18 protein-coding genes and 1 riboswitch are annotated in these 16,346 nt (G+C 42.5%); all 18 genes read left to right on the top strand.

Annotation, left to right across the window (positions count from 1 at the left end):
- Window positions 1-2: 2 nt before the first annotated feature.
- The 18 genes from J2Y67_RS21020 to thiE all read left to right on the top strand — a co-directional run bounded on the left by J2Y67_RS21020 (window position 3) and on the right by thiE (window position 16,318).
- Complete coding sequence (locus J2Y67_RS21020) at window positions 3-1,469, top strand: adenosylcobinamide amidohydrolase (protein ID WP_310177228.1); 1,467 nt, start codon at window positions 3-5, stop codon at window positions 1,467-1,469.
- A complete protein-coding gene (gene cbiB, locus J2Y67_RS21015; protein ID WP_310177227.1) occupies window positions 1,466-2,431 on the top strand; it encodes an adenosylcobinamide-phosphate synthase CbiB in 966 nt (321 codons plus the stop codon). Before J2Y67_RS21020 ends, cbiB begins: the two co-directional genes overlap by 4 nt.
- Window positions 2,406-3,494: a threonine-phosphate decarboxylase CobD gene (gene cobD, locus J2Y67_RS21010; protein ID WP_310177224.1), complete on the top strand. Its 1,089-nt coding sequence runs from the start codon at window positions 2,406-2,408 to the stop codon at window positions 3,492-3,494. The genes cbiB and cobD overlap by 26 nt, the downstream gene beginning before the upstream one ends.
- Window positions 3,464-4,036: a bifunctional adenosylcobinamide kinase/adenosylcobinamide-phosphate guanylyltransferase gene (locus J2Y67_RS21005; RefSeq protein WP_310177223.1), complete on the top strand. Its 573-nt coding sequence runs from the start codon at window positions 3,464-3,466 to the stop codon at window positions 4,034-4,036. Before cobD ends, J2Y67_RS21005 begins: the two co-directional genes overlap by 31 nt.
- Window positions 4,036-5,544 (top strand): cobyric acid synthase, encoded by a 1,509-nt coding sequence (locus J2Y67_RS21000; RefSeq protein WP_310177221.1) that lies wholly within the window; start codon window positions 4,036-4,038, stop codon window positions 5,542-5,544. Before J2Y67_RS21005 ends, J2Y67_RS21000 begins: the two co-directional genes overlap by 1 nt.
- A complete protein-coding gene (gene cobS / locus J2Y67_RS20995) occupies window positions 5,541-6,320 on the top strand; it encodes an adenosylcobinamide-GDP ribazoletransferase (RefSeq protein WP_310177219.1) in 780 nt (259 codons plus the stop codon). The genes J2Y67_RS21000 and cobS overlap by 4 nt, the downstream gene beginning before the upstream one ends.
- On the top strand, window positions 6,278-6,889 hold the full coding sequence (locus J2Y67_RS20990; protein ID WP_310177217.1) for a histidine phosphatase family protein: 612 nt from the start codon (window positions 6,278-6,280) through the stop codon (window positions 6,887-6,889). Before cobS ends, J2Y67_RS20990 begins: the two co-directional genes overlap by 43 nt.
- Window positions 6,841-7,293 (top strand): bifunctional adenosylcobinamide kinase/adenosylcobinamide-phosphate guanylyltransferase, encoded by a 453-nt coding sequence (locus J2Y67_RS20985; RefSeq protein WP_310177216.1) that lies wholly within the window; start codon window positions 6,841-6,843, stop codon window positions 7,291-7,293. Before J2Y67_RS20990 ends, J2Y67_RS20985 begins: the two co-directional genes overlap by 49 nt.
- Complete coding sequence (locus J2Y67_RS20980; RefSeq protein WP_310177214.1) at window positions 7,290-7,874, top strand: cob(I)yrinic acid a,c-diamide adenosyltransferase; 585 nt, start codon at window positions 7,290-7,292, stop codon at window positions 7,872-7,874. Before J2Y67_RS20985 ends, J2Y67_RS20980 begins: the two co-directional genes overlap by 4 nt.
- A complete protein-coding gene (locus tag J2Y67_RS20975; RefSeq protein WP_310177212.1) occupies window positions 7,864-8,367 on the top strand; it encodes an ECF transporter S component in 504 nt (167 codons plus the stop codon). The genes J2Y67_RS20980 and J2Y67_RS20975 overlap by 11 nt, the downstream gene beginning before the upstream one ends.
- Entirely contained in the window at window positions 8,364-9,080 is a 717-nt protein-coding gene (locus tag J2Y67_RS20970; RefSeq protein WP_310177210.1) for an ATP-binding protein, read from the top strand. The genes J2Y67_RS20975 and J2Y67_RS20970 overlap by 4 nt, the downstream gene beginning before the upstream one ends.
- A gap of 54 nt (window positions 9,081-9,134) precedes the next feature.
- Window positions 9,135-9,245, top strand: a riboswitch (TPP riboswitch).
- Between the two features lie 76 nt (window positions 9,246-9,321).
- A complete protein-coding gene (locus J2Y67_RS20965) occupies window positions 9,322-10,656 on the top strand; it encodes a solute carrier family 23 protein (RefSeq protein ID WP_310177208.1) in 1,335 nt (444 codons plus the stop codon).
- On the top strand, window positions 10,625-11,743 hold the full coding sequence (locus J2Y67_RS20960) for a LuxE/PaaK family acyltransferase (RefSeq protein WP_310177206.1): 1,119 nt from the start codon (window positions 10,625-10,627) through the stop codon (window positions 11,741-11,743). The genes J2Y67_RS20965 and J2Y67_RS20960 overlap by 32 nt, the downstream gene beginning before the upstream one ends.
- 10 nt (window positions 11,744-11,753) lie before the next feature.
- Window positions 11,754-13,220: an acyl-CoA reductase gene (locus J2Y67_RS20955; RefSeq protein ID WP_310177204.1), complete on the top strand. Its 1,467-nt coding sequence runs from the start codon at window positions 11,754-11,756 to the stop codon at window positions 13,218-13,220.
- Window positions 13,221-13,235: 15 nt separating this feature from the next.
- On the top strand, window positions 13,236-14,003 hold the full coding sequence (locus tag J2Y67_RS20950) for a 3-oxoacyl-ACP reductase (RefSeq protein WP_310177202.1): 768 nt from the start codon (window positions 13,236-13,238) through the stop codon (window positions 14,001-14,003).
- Between the two features lie 21 nt (window positions 14,004-14,024).
- Window positions 14,025-14,831 carry a hydroxyethylthiazole kinase gene (gene thiM, locus J2Y67_RS20945; RefSeq protein ID WP_310177201.1) on the top strand — a complete coding sequence of 269 codons (807 nt, stop codon included), beginning with the start codon at window positions 14,025-14,027 and terminating at the stop codon, window positions 14,829-14,831.
- 13 nt (window positions 14,832-14,844) lie between these two features.
- On the top strand, window positions 14,845-15,669 hold the full coding sequence (thiD, locus tag J2Y67_RS20940; protein ID WP_310177200.1) for a bifunctional hydroxymethylpyrimidine kinase/phosphomethylpyrimidine kinase: 825 nt from the start codon (window positions 14,845-14,847) through the stop codon (window positions 15,667-15,669).
- Window positions 15,653-16,318: a thiamine phosphate synthase gene (gene thiE / locus J2Y67_RS20935; protein WP_310177198.1), complete on the top strand. Its 666-nt coding sequence runs from the start codon at window positions 15,653-15,655 to the stop codon at window positions 16,316-16,318. Before thiD ends, thiE begins: the two co-directional genes overlap by 17 nt.
- The last annotated feature ends 28 nt before the right edge of the window (window positions 16,319-16,346 follow it).

Raw genomic sequence — 16,346 nt, 5'->3', positions numbered from 1 at the left:
GAATGCTTACCGTTCAACATGTTTCAGGTGGATACTCAGGTGAAAACGTCGTTAAAGATGTTTCATTTGAAGTAGAAAAAGGGGAATTATTCGGGATTTTAGGGCCAAATGGAAGTGGGAAGACGACGCTTCTTAAAATGCTAAGCGGCATCCTTCCGATTCAACATGGTGAAATTTTAATTAAAGGAAAAAGGCTTACGGAGTACGGCCCCAAACAACTTGCACAAATGATTGCCGTTCTTTCACAGCATACCTCAGATTCTTTTTCTTATACTGTTAAGGATACGGTCTCCCTCGGCCGGTATGCCCATCAAAAGGGCTGGTTTCAAACATGGTCAATAGAAGATGAAGAGATTGTTCAAAGGGTCATGGACCAAACAGGGGTTATCGATATGCAAAATAAAAATATTCAGGAGTTATCCGGCGGGGAAAAACAACGGGTATTTTTAGCACAGGCATTGGCGCAAGAGCCCAAAATTCTTCTTTTAGATGAACCTACGAACCACTTAGATTTATCCTATCAAAAAGAATTACTCGACTTATTAAAACAGTGGACGAGAGAAAAAGGATTAACCGTCATTTCTATTTTTCATGATTTAAACCTTGCCGGGTTATACTGCGACCGCTTACTCTTGCTCCAAAAAGGGACAATTAATATCAATCATGTTCCCAATGAAGTTTTAAGAGAAGAAAGAATTAGGGACGTGTACCATACAGAAATCCAAAAGCATCCCCATCCGAAAGTAGCCGCACCGCAAATGTGCTTGTTGCCAGAAGGAAATAAAGAAGGATCCCTTTTAATTGTAGATGAATCAATGTTATCGGTTACGAAGGAGTTTATTATGCTAAATGCCCCAGCACCACTCCGGACGATGTCTTCCGGTGTGATTGGTTCGGGCACAGGCTGGCATCAAACCTTTGTGAACCGGCATGTTGATAAAACTTATAATTGCAGTGACCATCGATCCGAAATGTCTTCCTTTTTAAAAGTAAATGGTTTTGAGCCTTCTGAAACGGTTGGAATGATGACGGCTGTTTTCTTAGAGGATTTGGTGTATCGAAAGGTTGAAGAAAGTGACTTTTCCTTATTCGTTGCGGTAACGGCGGGTGTTGGAAATGCCGTTGATGCATCAAAAAGTGAAATGCATTCCTTTGAAGCTGTGCCAGGTACGATTAATACCTGGATTTTTGTCAATGGAGAGCTGACAGAGGAAGCGTTTATTCAAAGTATCATGACGGCAACCGAGGCAAAAGTGAAGGCCATCCACGATTTAAACGTAATCGATTCTGTAACAGGAACGATTGCGACTGGAACCTCGACCGACAGTATCTTAATTGCTGCAACCCAAACAGGTAATATGCTTGAATATGCCGGCTCGATTACTCCTTTAGGAAAACTAATTAGTAATGCGGTTTATCATTGCACAACGGAAGCTATTCAAAAATCACAAAAGAGGAAAAAATCGTGATTCTTCATCATTTAATCTCTATCACTATTGCTTTCATAATTGATTTACTTGTAGGGGATCCGCCCAATTGGCCTCATCCTGTTCGCTGGATTGGAGGGTTGATTTCATCCATTGAAAAGCGCTGGAATCATGGTGAATCGAAAAAAACAAAAGGGGTTTTGATGCTTATCTGTGTTTTGCTCCTTGTCTTTGTTCCTGTTTTCATGATCGTTTTCATAGGTTATCAGATTCACCCGATTGTTGGGATAATCCTTGAGGCCATCCTCATTTCGACCACCATTGCGCAAAGAAGCTTGAGGGAAGCAGCCCTTGAGGTTTATCAACCATTGAAGGCTGGAACACTGGGTGAAGCTAGAAGAAAACTATCTTATATTGTTGGCAGGGACACCGATTCCTTGGAAGAGGGGGAAATTGCCCGCGGCGCAATCGAAACCGTTGCCGAAAATACAAGTGACGGGGTAACAGCACCGTTATTTTGGGCACTAATTGGCGGGGCACCTTTGGCAATGGTTTACCGGGCAGCGAATACTTGCGATTCAATGGTAGGGCATCTAAACGAACGTTATAAAGAATTTGGCTGGGCATCAGCAAAGTGGGATGATGTGATGAACTGGATTCCCAGCAGGCTGACAGGCTTTATGATGCTTTTAGGAAATCGTCCTGAAAAAATTGGGTATCGTCATGCCTGGTCGATCTTGTTCCGCGACGCGAAAAAACATCCAAGTCCAAACAGCGGCTGGGGTGAAGCAGCAGTTGCGGCCATTTTAGGTATTCAACTCGGTGGGATTAACTATTACAAAGGAATCGTATCAAACCGGGCAAAAATGGGGGATTCGCTTTCACCGATAAAAGCAGAGCATATCCCGAAGGCGAATAGTATTCTAGGGAAAACGGTATTTTTATTTTTATTATTATTATGGACTGGTGGGATTATCATTGAATTGGCCGGCACATGGATCTAATCCACGCTATTTATATGAGGCAATGGGGCTTACACTTCCAAAGGAATATGTGGATTATAGTGCAAACATTAATCCTCTAGGACCGCCTCCTTCGCTAAAAGAAAAATGGATGGACTTTTATCAAGAAATTCATGTTTATCCAGATCCTTTTGCCAGTGGGCTGAAGGAAAGGATTGCCAAGAAAGAACAAATCCCGGTGGAATCCATCTTAATTGGGAATGGCGGTGCAGAGTTAATCGCCTTAGCAGCTCGGAAGTTCTCAGGTAAAAAAATTGTTATCATCCAGCCTGCTTTTTCTGAATATGAAAAAAACTGCCGGGTCAACCAGTGTGAAATTGTCTATCATCAATTGCATGGGCCGGAATTTGAATTAGATTTAGCAGATTTACAGTCAAGTCTAATAGGGGCAACTGCCCTGTTTATTTGTAACCCAAACAATCCAACAGGGATACAATATCCTGCTTCAACCATTCTTTCGATCATGGATGAATGTGAGCAGCAAAATTGTTCCGTCATTTTGGATGAAGCATTTTATGATTTTCTTGTAGATTATCATTCCTTTTTACCCTACATAAATCAATATTCAAATTTAATCATCATCCGCTCCATGACAAAAATGTTTGCGATACCAGGAATTCGTCTAGGGTATTTAGTGGCTGAGCCTTCTGTTATTCAAGACCTTACCGAGCTGCAGTCGCATTGGAGCACGAATGCCATTGCCTTATTAGCGGGTGAACTTTGTTTACAAGAGGAAGGGTTTTTAAAAGAAACGCAGAATTATATTTTTCAAGAACGAAAGAGACTATTCAATTTTTTTCAAAACCAAAACTTTATGGTCACACCTTCTGACGTTAATTTTTATTTAATGCGAGATCCATATTTAAAAGATCAAATGGAGCTCTTTGAATTTCTTCTTCACAATGGTCTGATTCCCCGGCATACATTTAATTTTCCAGGACTGGAGGGGAGTTGGCTTCGTTTTGCCATTAAAGGCAGTGAGGAAAATGACCGACTGCTGGAGGTGTTAGTGAAATGGCGGCAGCTCCATCCCTTATCTTTATAACTGGAGGCGTTAGGAGCGGCAAAAGCAGTTTTGCTGAGAAAAAGGCATTGGAAATAGCAGGTGAAACAGGAGGAAATCTTATTTACTTCGCTACGGGTGTACTATCAGACGAGGAAATGAGCGAGCGAATCGCCAAACATCAACATGACCGCGAAGCAGGTCAATATGAGTGGAATACGGTTGAGCAGCCTATTGAGATTGGCAAGCATGCAGAGAAATTCACGAGGCAGGATATTGTCCTGCTTGATTGCGTGACAACACTATTGAATAATGAGCTGTTTTCTTCAGAAAAATCATGGGATCAGACCTTTTTGGAATCAGTGAAGAAACGAATTCTCAATGGGATTGCGGCGATAAACAATCATGCGAAAACGATGATTGTTGTCAGCAATGAAGTAGTTTACGAGCCATTATACGAAAAGGAGATTGTCATGACATATGGCAGATTGCTGGGAATCATCCACCGGCAGTTGGTTGAAGCCGCGGATGAGGCGTACTTGGTTGAAGCAGGCATCCCCATCTTAATGAAAGGAGTGAAATGATGAAAGGAATCATGATCCAGGGAACAGCGTCAGATGTGGGCAAAAGTTTGGTGGTTACGGCCTTATGCCGAATACTATCAAATGAAGGTGTGAAGATTGCCCCGTTTAAATCGCAAAATATGTCCAATAACTCATATGTAACCGTCGATGGAAAGGAAATTGGCAGAGCACAGGGGATCCAAGCGGAAGCTGCCAGAACGGAGGCAACCGTTTGGATGAATCCAATCCTGTTAAAGCCGCGCTCCCACCAGGATTCGGAAGTGGTCTATTTAGGCAAAGCCATCGAAACCTTTTCCGGACGTGAATACCGTGAACAATTTTATGAAAAAGGGTTAGAAGTGATTCAGGAATCCTTTCACCAGCTGTCAAAAGAATTTGAAATGGTTGTCATTGAGGGAGCGGGCAGTCCGGTTGAAATAAATTTAAAGGATCGGGAGCTAGTCAATATGAAAGTGGCTGCTCTAGCGGATGTGCCAGTTATTCTTGTTGCCGACATCGATCGTGGCGGTGTATTTGCCAGTATCGTGGGTACGCTTGAACTATTGGATCCGGAAGAAAGAAAACATGTTGCCGGGCTTATTATCAATAAATTTCGCGGGGACATTACCCTATTTGAAGATGGGATTCAGTGGCTTGAAGAAAAGACGGGAATTCCAGTTTTAGGGGTTTTGCCCTATATCGACCATCATATGATTGATGGCGAAGATTCACTTTCCATTGCCGGGCAATTTGCAAATCAAAAACAAGGGAATCTTGATGTCGCCGTTATCCATCTCCCGTTTATTTCGAATTATAGTGATTTGGAGCCCTTTTTATATGAAGAAGATGTTTCGATTCGCTGGGTGAGGAAAGGTGATGAGTTTGGTGCCCCGGATGCCGTCATCATTCCAGGAACGAAAAGTACCATTCAAGATTTGAAGTTTTTGAGAGAACAAGGGCTGGATGTAAAAATTAAAAACCATTTTGAATCTGGCGGCTTTACAGTTGGAATTTGCGGCGGATACCAAATACTCGGTGAAGAAATTGTTGATGAGGCAGGAACGGATACAGGAATCGTGAACAGGATGGTTCAAGGGATAGGTTTAATTCCGGGAAAAACGATTTTTTTTCATGAGAAAGAAACGACAAGAGCACGGGCATCCTATCACGAAAATACGGGCTTCCCTAAAACCCATGGATTGGAAGGGTATGAAATCCATTTAGGAAACACCTTTATTAAGAAAAATGGTTGTTCCTTTTTAAGACTAGAAGATGGAAAAGAAGAAGGTTATTTTCAAAACCACGGTCAAATAATCGGATCGTATCTCCACCATCTTTTTCATAATGACGAATGGAGAAATCGTTGGTTAAACCTCATTCGGATACAGAAAGGGCTGCCACCGCAGGAGACTAGAAAAATCCAAGAGTTTAAAGGTGAACGATTTGATACCCTTGCTTCTGAGATGAAACGTCATCTCAAGTGGGAGCTTTTAAAAGAGATCATCGAAAAATGGAGTCCAAAGGAATGAAGTTTTTAACTGGTTTTTTCATTGGCCTTCAGTTTTTTACAGCGGTGCCGATTCGAAGAGAGCTGCCAATGGATTCTGAACATCTTGGAAAGACGGTTCAAGCCTTCCCGCTTATAGGGTTGTTTCAAGGGATTATCTATGCCGGTCTTTACTATTTACTAACAGAATTTACACCTCTTTCCCATCTAGCTGCTGCTTTTTTACTGTGGCTGATGACGATTCTTTTAACAGGCGGTATCCACCTGGATGGTTGGATCGATGCAAGCGATGCTTATTTTTCCTATGGCAATCAGGAAAAAAGGCTGGAAATTATGAAGGATCCGAGAACGGGAGCATTTGGGGTTCTCTCGGTTATTGTTTTACTCAGCTGCCGGTTTCTTTATATTTATGAAATAACCGACACTACTCCTTACATTTTGATTGCGGCGATTCCTTTTTTTAGCAAGATTGTGATGGGGGTTTTGCTTGTTACAGTTCCATCTGCCAAAAAGGAAGGACTTGCTGCGATGTTTCAAAGTGCTGTGTCTCCAAAGTCGGTATCAATCTATCTAGTGTTAATCATCCTTTTTGCAACTTTGGTTTTATTTTTGGATGAAAATTTCTTTTTGGTCGCAATCTTGTTGTTGGTTGCTGCCGGATGTTATCTGCTTTGCCGTCGTAATGCACTGAATTGGTTCGGCGGCATCACAGGGGATGTACTGGGAGCATCTGTAGAAGGGACGGAATTAATCTTATGGATGACCGTGTGGTTATTGCATTATTTCGCCATGGCCTGACAGAAGCAAATAAACGAAAAGCTTATTTAGGATGGAAAGATTCTCCTTTATGTCTGGAAGAAATGAAAACACCGGTTCATCGTATCTTTGAAGGTTATTTTTCCAGTGACTTACATAGATGTTTAGAAACTGCGAAGATATTTTTTCCGGGTTCTAGTCCCAAGCTTTTAAAAGAACTAAGAGAAATAAATTTTGGTGAATGGGATGGAAAAACGTACGATGATTTGAAAGAAGACCAGTTTTATCTGCAATGGCTGTCAGACCCATTTCTGTTTTGCCCGCCTAAAGGGGAATCGTTTCAGCAGTTTCAAGCAAGGATTCAAGCCGGCTGGAGAAAGATGAGGGATGAAATTTTTCTGAAAAACTTACAAAGCTGTGCGGTGGTTACCCATGGTGGTGTCATTCGTCATCTCTTGACTAAGTATGCACCAGAAGAGAAAGAATTTTGGGAGTGGCAATCCCCCCATCATCAGGGATTCGAATTAATCTTTAACCGAGAAGCGTTAAGGAGGGGTGAGCGATGCACTTTATTACAGGCGGTGCCTTTAATGGAAAAAGGGGGTGGGTAAGAAAAACGTATCAAATTCAAGTAAAAGAGCAATGGAAATCCGCCTATCAAAACGAGCTATTCCCGTATGAACTTGAAGATCAATCAGGGGAAGTGCTCGTTCTTGAAGGAATGGAAATGTGGGTAAAAGAGTTAATGAAAGAATATGAACCTAGCAAATGCCGCGAAATTTGGAAAGGCTCCTTAAACCATTGGCTTTCATGGGAAAAAGCAAAGAAACATCGAAAACTAGCCGTAATTGGAACAGATATCACAAAAGGAATTGTTCCGATGGAAAAAGAAAACAGACTTTGGCGCGACCTTACGGGATGGGCCTATCAAGATATTGCTGCAAGTGCCGACAGAGTCGACGTCATTTGGTATGGATTAAATCAAACAATAAAGGGTGGAGGAATGCAAGAATGAGAATTTATACAAGAACAGGTGATAAAGGAAAAACAAGTATTATTGGCGGTAGAGTTGATAAAGATGACACAAGAGTGGAAGCATACGGAACCGTTGATGAGGTCAATTGCTTTGTTGGCCAGGCGATTCAAGAGCTGGATTCAGAACTTTTTGCGGATGTGCTAGCCGACCTTGAAACCATTCAGCACGAATTATTCGATTGCGGCGGAGACTTGGCCAATGTTTCTGAGAAACGTGAAATGAAGCTGCAAAAAGAATCAATTGATTATTTGGAAAAGAAAATCGATGACTATATAGAAGAAGCTCCAGAATTAGAAAGGTTTATTTTACCAGGAGGGACAAAACCAGCTGCTTCGATTCATATCGCGAGAACCGTGACAAGAAGAGCAGAACGCTTGGTGGTAAAACTAGTTAAGGCAGACTCGAAAGCTCCTGAACTGGCCCTTCAATACTTAAACCGTCTATCAGACTATTTCTTTGCCTTGTCAAGGGTTGTTAACTATCGGCTCAAGGTAAAAGATGTGGAATACGTTAGAAGTGCGAAAGTGTTCAGAGGCGGGAAACGTTCGGATGAAAAATAGTTTCGATGGAAAAATGGTAAGCTGGCTAGCTCTGTTCACTGCATTATCTGTGGTCGGCGCTTCTATCAAGATACCTGCGTTTGTTGACAGTGTTGCATTGGATGTTTTTCCGGCACTGCTCGCTGCTGCTCTGCTCGGCGGACGGGCTGGAGCGATTGCTGCTGCGTTTGGTCATTTACTTTCGGCGATGTTTGGCGGTTTTCCGCTCGGACCGATGCATCTTTTGATTGCAGGTGAAATGGCCTTACTTGTTTGGATGTTCGGCGTTTTATATAAAAAAAACAGAATCGCAGCCAGCATTCTTTTTGTTCTCGGTAACACGTTTGCTGCACCGCTGCCCTTCATCTATTTAATGAGTAAAAGTTTTTATTTAATGATAGTTCCATCATTATTGGCTGGCTCCATCATCAATGTGGTGATTGGACTCGTGTTGATTCCAAGGCTTTCTGGTCTATTTAAAACTACTGTGCAAAAAGAGGGGCTAAACCGATGAGGGATTTTGTCACCATCCCTTTAAGTGAAGGAGAAACTCTCATTATTGCCAGTGATAATAGTGGAGCAGTTGGAATGAAGGATGCAGACCTCGTAAAAGTATCCTATGAAACAGTTGCCTATTATTCATTTCGTGTTGCCGCCATGGAGTGTATTGCCGGTGGTGGGGAACCAATTTCTGTGGTGCTTCACAACTTTTGCGGCAATGAACCTTGGGAGGAACTCGTCAAAGGTGTTCAAAAGGGATTAAAAGAACTTGGTTTGAACGAAGTTTCCATTTCGGGAAGTACTGAGAGTAATTTTTCCCTAAATCAGTCAGCTGTCGGGATCATCGTGATTGGGAAAAAAATAAAGGGTTTACCAACCCAATTATTCTTTTCAGATTCTATACGAGTTGCTGTTATTGGGATGCCTCTAATTGGTAATGAAGTAGTACAACAACAGGCTGATGTGGCGCCATTGTCCATATTTCAAGAGATTAGCAGTATGGAAGAAATCGTCGTTTTACCGGTGGGATCTAAAGGAATCTTATACGAAATCAAGCAACTATTTTCTAAAACAGTCTTCATAAAAGAAAATCTGGTTACTAAATTAGATGTGGACAAATCTTCCGGCCCCTCAACCTGTTTTATTGTTGTTTATCCAAAAGTTCATGAAGAAAAAATCAAACGGGCAGCAGGAGATTATTTCCACCTATTACAAATTAAATTCTAAAACATTAATGTTGCCTTTCAACATAATTAGGTATAGGATGAAATTATTAAATTCATAAACTACTAGGGGTGCCCGTTACAGGGCTGAGAGAAAAACAAATTAGTTTTTTAACCCTTTGGACCTGAACTGGATTATACCAGCGTAGGAAAGTAGTGAAAAATTAATTTTTTTCTCTAACCTATTAAGTCAGGTCCAATTTATGGATCTGGCTTTTTTATTTTTTATAAGGGAGAGTTACATCATGAATAAAAAGGAGAGTATTGCAATCGGTGTGGAAGGGAATTTGCCACCGGTAAAGAGTTTCCTATATGGATTGCAGCATGTTTTTGTATCAAATGTGTGGTTAGATCCTATCTTTGTGGCAGCAATGATTGGTCTTCCACTTACACTATCGGCAAATATTGTAAATTCTATATTTATTGCTGCCGGTCTGGTGACATTGGTTCAGGCAACGAAGCTTGTCCGCCTGCCGATTGTTCAAGGTCCGTCTGCGGCATTTGATTCCATCATGATTTCAGCAGGAAAGGCGGGGGCACTTTCGTCTGCAAGCGGAAGTATCTTTTTAAGTGCCATTATTGTTTTCTTTCTATCGATTACCGGAGTGATCGGAAAATTACGTGCTTTATTTACGCCGGCTATTTCCGGAACGGTCATTTTTATTGTCGGGATTTCCTTATCGAGCTTTACCTTATATGAATTTTTAGGCGGCACACCGGGAATGGACAGCTTTGCGAGCAGCAGCACCCTTGTCATGTCTATCCCAACCGCAGCAGTTGTCATTATCCTGTCTCTGTTCGGAAAAGGGGTTTGGAAATCATTCTCTTTTCTGATTGCTTTAGTGGTAGGAGATCTGATTGCGATGATTCTTGGAAAAACAAACTTTGGCATGATTGCGGAAAAAGGATGGTTTGGAATGCCCCATTTTCTTCCTTACGGTGAGTTTACCTTTCATTGGAGCTGGTTTCTTACTTTCTTTGTCGCCTATATTGTTGCGATTATCGAAGCGATGGGCGTTTATCAGGCATCAGCGGAAATGCTCGATATCGATTTGGATGCAAAAAGAATCCGCAACGGCTTTGCCGGGGAATCTGCAGGTTCACTCGTTTCCTCTTTAATCGGTGGATTTCCTACAACGGCTTTTGCTCAAAACGTAGGACTACTAAGATTAACAGGTGTTGGGTCACGTAAACCGGTAATTGTCGCGGGAATCATTTTTTTAATATTAGGCTTTGTTCCAAAAGCTGGTGCCATTCTAGCATTGACACCAGATGCCGTTGTTGGCGGAATCTTTCTACCTGCTGCAGCCAGCCTAGTTTTTACCGGAATTTCGATTTTGGCAAAGGTGGAAAAAAACGAAACAAACTATATGATTATCGGATTATCGATCCTACTAGCGATTAGCCTTCCGACTTATTTTAAAGATGTAAAGGGAACAGTCGGAACATTCCTCTCCAACAGTATTTTTATTGGTGCGTTTTTCTCGATCATTCTACAGGTTTTATTAGTTAATCTACCAAAATCGTTCAGAAAAGAGGCAGTAAAAAATGAGAGTGGAGTCACAACAGATTACCAATGAAATCATAGACTATATCCATCAGTTTCCGAAAGGACTTCCTGCTGATGCCGAGGGCGAGTTTAATCAACTGGCTTTAAAGCTTTTCAACTTTCAATTTAAGTTCAACATGCCATACAAAAAGTTTTGCCAATCGAAACGCAAAACGCCGTTAACGGTTAAAAATTGGCTGGATATTCCGGCCATTCCGATTCAAGGATTTAAAGAAATGGTATTATCCTCTGAACCTGTAGAGGAAGCAGAGACCGTCTTTATGACGAGTGGAACGACCAACCCGAACGCCAAAGGGAAAAATTATCACCCCACATTAGCAGTTTGGGATGCCTCAATGAAGGGGCCATTCAAACAATTTGTGTTACCGGATGTAGAAAAAATCACGATGTTTGTGCTGTCACCGGCAGCGGATCTAAATCAGAATTCCTCACTTTCCCGGTATTTAACAAATGCGGTCACCTTTTTTGGTAATGATAACAGCCGTTTCTTTTTCGATGAAAATGGACTGGATATGCAAGGACTGGCAGTGGCTTTAAAGGAATCGGAAGAGCGTCAAGAGCCTGTACTGCTGATCGGAGCCACTTTCGCCTATGTGCATGTTTTGGATTATTTAAAAGAAAAGAACAAAAGGTTTCAGCTAGCAAAGGGCAGCCGGATTTTTGATACAGGCGGTTTTAAAGGGCAGGCACGGGAAGTAGAAATGGACAGTTTATATTCTATGTTCAAGGAGTTTTTCCATGTTGATCGCACGAAGTGCATTAATATGTATGGAATGACGGAGTTGAGCTCGCAAATCTATGATCAAACCATTTTATCAAATTATTTAACGGGAACAACTGTTTTCGATAAAACCGGGCCGGCTTGGGTGAAAACTGTTGTGCTCGATCCAAACACGTTAGAGCCTGTAGGCAATGGCGAGACAGGGGTAATCGTCCACTATGATTTAGCCAATTGGAATTCCTGTCTGGCAATTTTGACGGAGGATATGGGCTATAAAACGGAGGAAGGCTTTGTTTTGCTAGGAAGGGTAAAGGGATCAGAAGCAAGAGGCTGTTCGATTGCTATTGATCAATTATTGCAGGCAAATGGAAAATGAGGGGATTACGATGGCGGACGATAGACCAGTAGAAATTTATGCCTATAAGGTACCAAAGTCAATCGGGCTAACTGAATTTCGCGAGGAACGATACGAAACGGAAAAAGGTGCCTTTCTACTAAAATATCCGATTTTATCCCCAAGTAACATCGCCGAGATTTCTCGGGCTATCCAGGAAAATAGAAATCAATATTTAGCAAAGCTCTCGATAAACGAGATTGTTGCAAAAATTGACATGGCTGTTCAGCTTTGGCTAAATCCTGATTACCGATTACGACAAATGGCGGAAATTCTGATTCCTCGAATTACGGGATATGATTCGGAGATGGTCCGGCTTGAATTAAAACGGTACATCAGAATGTTTCGCAAAAAAGAACTTTTGCGGTTTCTAGATGAAGAGTTTGACCAGCCGGCCATGCTCGATGAGTTTCGTCCGAGAAAAACGGGGGGGATGAGCAAGGCGTTTGGTCCAAGGTCCATATTTCATGTCTTCTCCGGAAACGTGCCCGGTGTTCAAATATGGAGTTTAATCATGGGGCTGTTGCTGAAATCGGCGAATATTGGAAAAACTTCCACGGCGGAGCCGCTTTTTCCTGTTTTGTTTGCTGAATCCTTAGCGGAAGTAGACCCGCAATTAGCCGACTCAGTCGCGATTCTTCCTTGGAAAGGCGGGACAAGGGACTTGGAGGAACAGGCAATTGTAGCGGCGGAAGCAGTGATTGTTTATGGGTCCAATACAACGGTTGAAAAAGTCCGCGAGCTCGTGCCGTCGGGAAAGAAATTTTTAACCTATGGACATAAAATTAGTCTGGCTTTGGTTGGCAAGGAGGCCCTAACTGCTGACCAGTATTTTGATACCATTCATAAATTGGCGGAGGATGTTTCGATTTATGACCAGCAAAGTTGTTTATCACCCCAATCCGTATTAGTGGAAGAGAGGGGGGCGGTCAGTCCAAAGCAATTTGCCCAAATGCTTGCTGCAGAATTGGAACGCTACCATAAAAAACGCCCGCGGGCCAAGCTTACGGCTGAGGAAGCAATGGCGATTCAAAAGGTAAGAAATCAATATGATTTGGAGGCATTGTCCGGGGATAGCGTCAGTGTCTTTGCAAGTCATAATGATTCGGCATGGACGGTGGTTTATCATGCTGATCCTGGAATGGAAGGGTCGCCGCTGAATCGAACGATTCATGTTTTCAGCTCCAGCAGGTTAGAAGATGACCTTTTCAAAATTGTAGAGTACCAGGATTATTTGCAATCTTGCGGTCTTGCGGCAGCACCAAGTCGACTTTTTCAACTTGCCGGGATACTTGGTTCATTGGGGGTCAATCGCATCGCCCCGATTGGCGAGATGAATAGGGCGAAACCGGGGTGGCATCATGATGGCGGTTTTAATTTATTGGATTTAGTAAGGTTTTCGGATATTGAAAGAAACCTGGAACAAGATTTAGAACGATTTGACCCGGATTTCGAGTAGGATGTGAGGATAAGGATGATCTTAAAAGATAAAATTGTGCTGGTAACGGGAGCGAGCCGCGGGATTGGTGCCGCTATTGCCAAGAAAGCAGCATCTGAGGGTGCGTTTGTGATTGTGAATTACTTGAAAAATCATCAGCTTGCCGAGCAGGTAGTCTTAGAGATCGAAGCAGCTGGGGGACAGGCAGCCGCCATTCAGGCAGATGTCCGGAACGCGGAGCAGGTTGGCAACATGATGAACCAAATCGTTGAATCCTTTGATGGAATCGATGTGGTGATCAATAATGCCCTTAACCATTATACGTTTAATCCAAAAACCCGAAAGACAGCATGGGAACTGGAATGGGCGGATTACGACCAGCAAATTTCCGGTAGTCTCCAGGGTGCGTTTCATATTTGCAAAGCGGCAATGCCGTTTATGAAACAGCAAATGTCAGGACGCATCATCAATATTACTAGTAATTTAATTGATTTCCCGGTCGTTCCGTACCATGATTATTCAACAGCTAAAATGGCATTGCTTGGGTATACAAGGAACCTTGCAAAAGAACTGGGTGCCTTTGGGATCACGGTTAATGCGGTTTCCCCAGGGCTTACCTATCCAACTGACTCAAGTTCTGAGACAAAAGAAGATGTTCGAGAAATGATTATTGGCTTGACACCCATGCACCGTCTTGCAATGCCGGAAGATATTGCAGGAGCCGTACTATTTTTAGCATCTGACTGGGCTTCGTTTATTACTGGGCAGTGCATTAATGTAGATGGCGGATTAGTAATGAATTAAGAGAAGGAGGATTTTTTCGATATGAATAAAGATTTTATTAGTCCAATTTTACAAAAGGTGAGAGAAAAAAATCCGTTGGTGCATAACATCACCAACGTGGTTGTGACAAATTTTACTGCAAATGGACTGCTGGCACTTGGTGCATCACCCGTTATGGCTTATGCTCCTGAAGAAGTAGCGGATATGGCAAAAATCGCCGGCGCCCTTGTTCTAAATATAGGGACGCTTAATTCAAGGGAGATTGAATCTATGATCATTGCAGGTAAATCAGCGAATGAAAATGGGGTCCCAGTCATATTTGATCCGGTTGGTGCAGGGGCAACAGCTTTCCGGACGGAAACAGCGAAAAGACTTATGAATGAGATTCGGATATCTGTAATTCGTGGGAATGCAGCAGAGATCGCCAATGTTGCAGGTCTTCATTGGGAAATAAAAGGGGTAGATGCCGGTCAGTCAAATGGAGATTTGGTGGAATTGGCGATTCAAACAGCGCAAAAATTAAATACGCTTGTTGTCCTTACGGGTAAGGACGATGTCATTTCCGACGGACAAAATACCTTTGTTGTTCATAATGGTCATCCAATCCAAACAAAAGTGACAGGATCGGGTTGTTTATTAACCTCTGTGATCGGAGCCTTCGCAGCTGTTGAAAAGGATTTGGTGAAAGCATGCGTTTCAGCGTTAGTTTTTTATGGGTCAGCAGCGGAAATGGCTGCTGAAAAAACAGCAGAGCTAGGACCAGGCAGTTTTCAAATAGAATTTTTAAATCAGCTTTACCAAGTATCTGAAGCTGAGATCGAGAAGTACGGTAATTTTACTCAACAGTAAGGGGAGAAACACGATGGATGTCAGAAAAGCTTTAACGATTGCAGGCTCTGATTCAAGCGGGGGAGCCGGAATTCAGGCGGATTTAAAAACATTTCAAGAGTTAGGCGTCTTCGGAATGTCAGCACTCACGGCCGTTACGGCACAAAATACATTGGGTGTACAAGCGGTATATCCGATGACTACAGAAGCAGTAGCAGCACAAATTGACTCCATAGGAGGGGACATGGGGACAGATGCCGTGAAAACTGGAATGCTCTTTAGTTCGGAGATTATTCGTGCGGTGTCTGAAAAAATTGGTCATTATCAGTGGGGAAAAGTTGTTGTAGATCCGGTGATGATTGCAAAGGGCGGAGCGCCTTTGCTGCAAATGGAAGCCATCGAAGCTTTAAAAAAATACCTTTTACCTTTAGCATGGATCGTGACACCGAATATTCCTGAAGCAGAAGTATTAACGGGAATGGCGATTACTTCCATTGATGATCGGAAAGTAGCAGCAAAACGAATCATCGATTTAGGAGCAAAGCATGTGGTAGTGAAAGGCGGCCATGATGATAAATTAGAAGAGGCTGTTGATCTTCTCTATGATGGAACCGAATTTTACTATTTTAATAGTAAAAGGCTTTTAACAAAAAATACTCATGGGACAGGCTGTACGTTTTCAGCGGCGATTACAGCTGAGGTCGCAAAAGGTGCCAATGTTTATCAGGCAGTTTCAACGGCTAAAGACTTTATCCAGGCAGCCATCGAAGCGGATTTATTCATCGGTGCCGGGCATGGACCAACTAACCATTGGGCGTACAATCGAAAGCGGGGCATATCAAGTGGAACGAATCAATAAGGAATCGATACAAGCGGCTTTAAGAGTTTATTTTATTATGGGGAGTAATAATAGCTATATAGATCCTGAGCGGGTTTTAAAAGAGGCGATTGCAGGAGGAGTTACCTTATTTCAGTTTCGGGAAAAAGGAAATGGTGCATTGGATGGCGCTGAAAAATTTGAACTTGCTAGAAGGCTCCAGCAAATTTGCCGGATGAACGGAATCCCTTTTATCGTGAATGATGATGTTGAATTGGCCTTGGAATTAGACGCTGATGGTGTTCATATTGGGCAAGAGGATGAACCAGTTGAAACGATTCGTGAGAAGATTGGTAATAGGATTCTCGGCGTTTCTGCGCACACTCTTGAGGAAGCGAAAAAGGCGGTGGAATGTGGTGCTGATTATCTGGGAATTGGTCCGATTTTTCCTACGAATACCAAAGAGGACGCGAAAGCGGTACAGGGTACTTCATTAATTGAAAAGCTGCGGGCAAACGATTTGACGATTCCGTTAGTCGGGATTGGCGGGATCAACGCGTCTAATGCTCATTCTGTTATCGAAGCCGGAGCGGATGGAGTTTCTGTTATTACGGCAATAAGTAAAACCGAGAATATAACGGAATCAGCCAGACAGCTATGGTTCGCGGTTGTTGGCGACAAAATTCGATAAGAAAGCATGGAAATGTCTCCTATAAAGG

The sequence above is a fragment of the Neobacillus niacini genome (assembly GCF_031456445.1).
Taxonomy (GTDB): Bacteria; Bacillota; Bacilli; order Bacillales; family Cytobacillaceae; genus Neobacillus; species Neobacillus niacini_I.
Note: the sequence above shows the minus strand (reverse complement) of the source record. Positions and strands in the feature narration are given on the sequence as shown.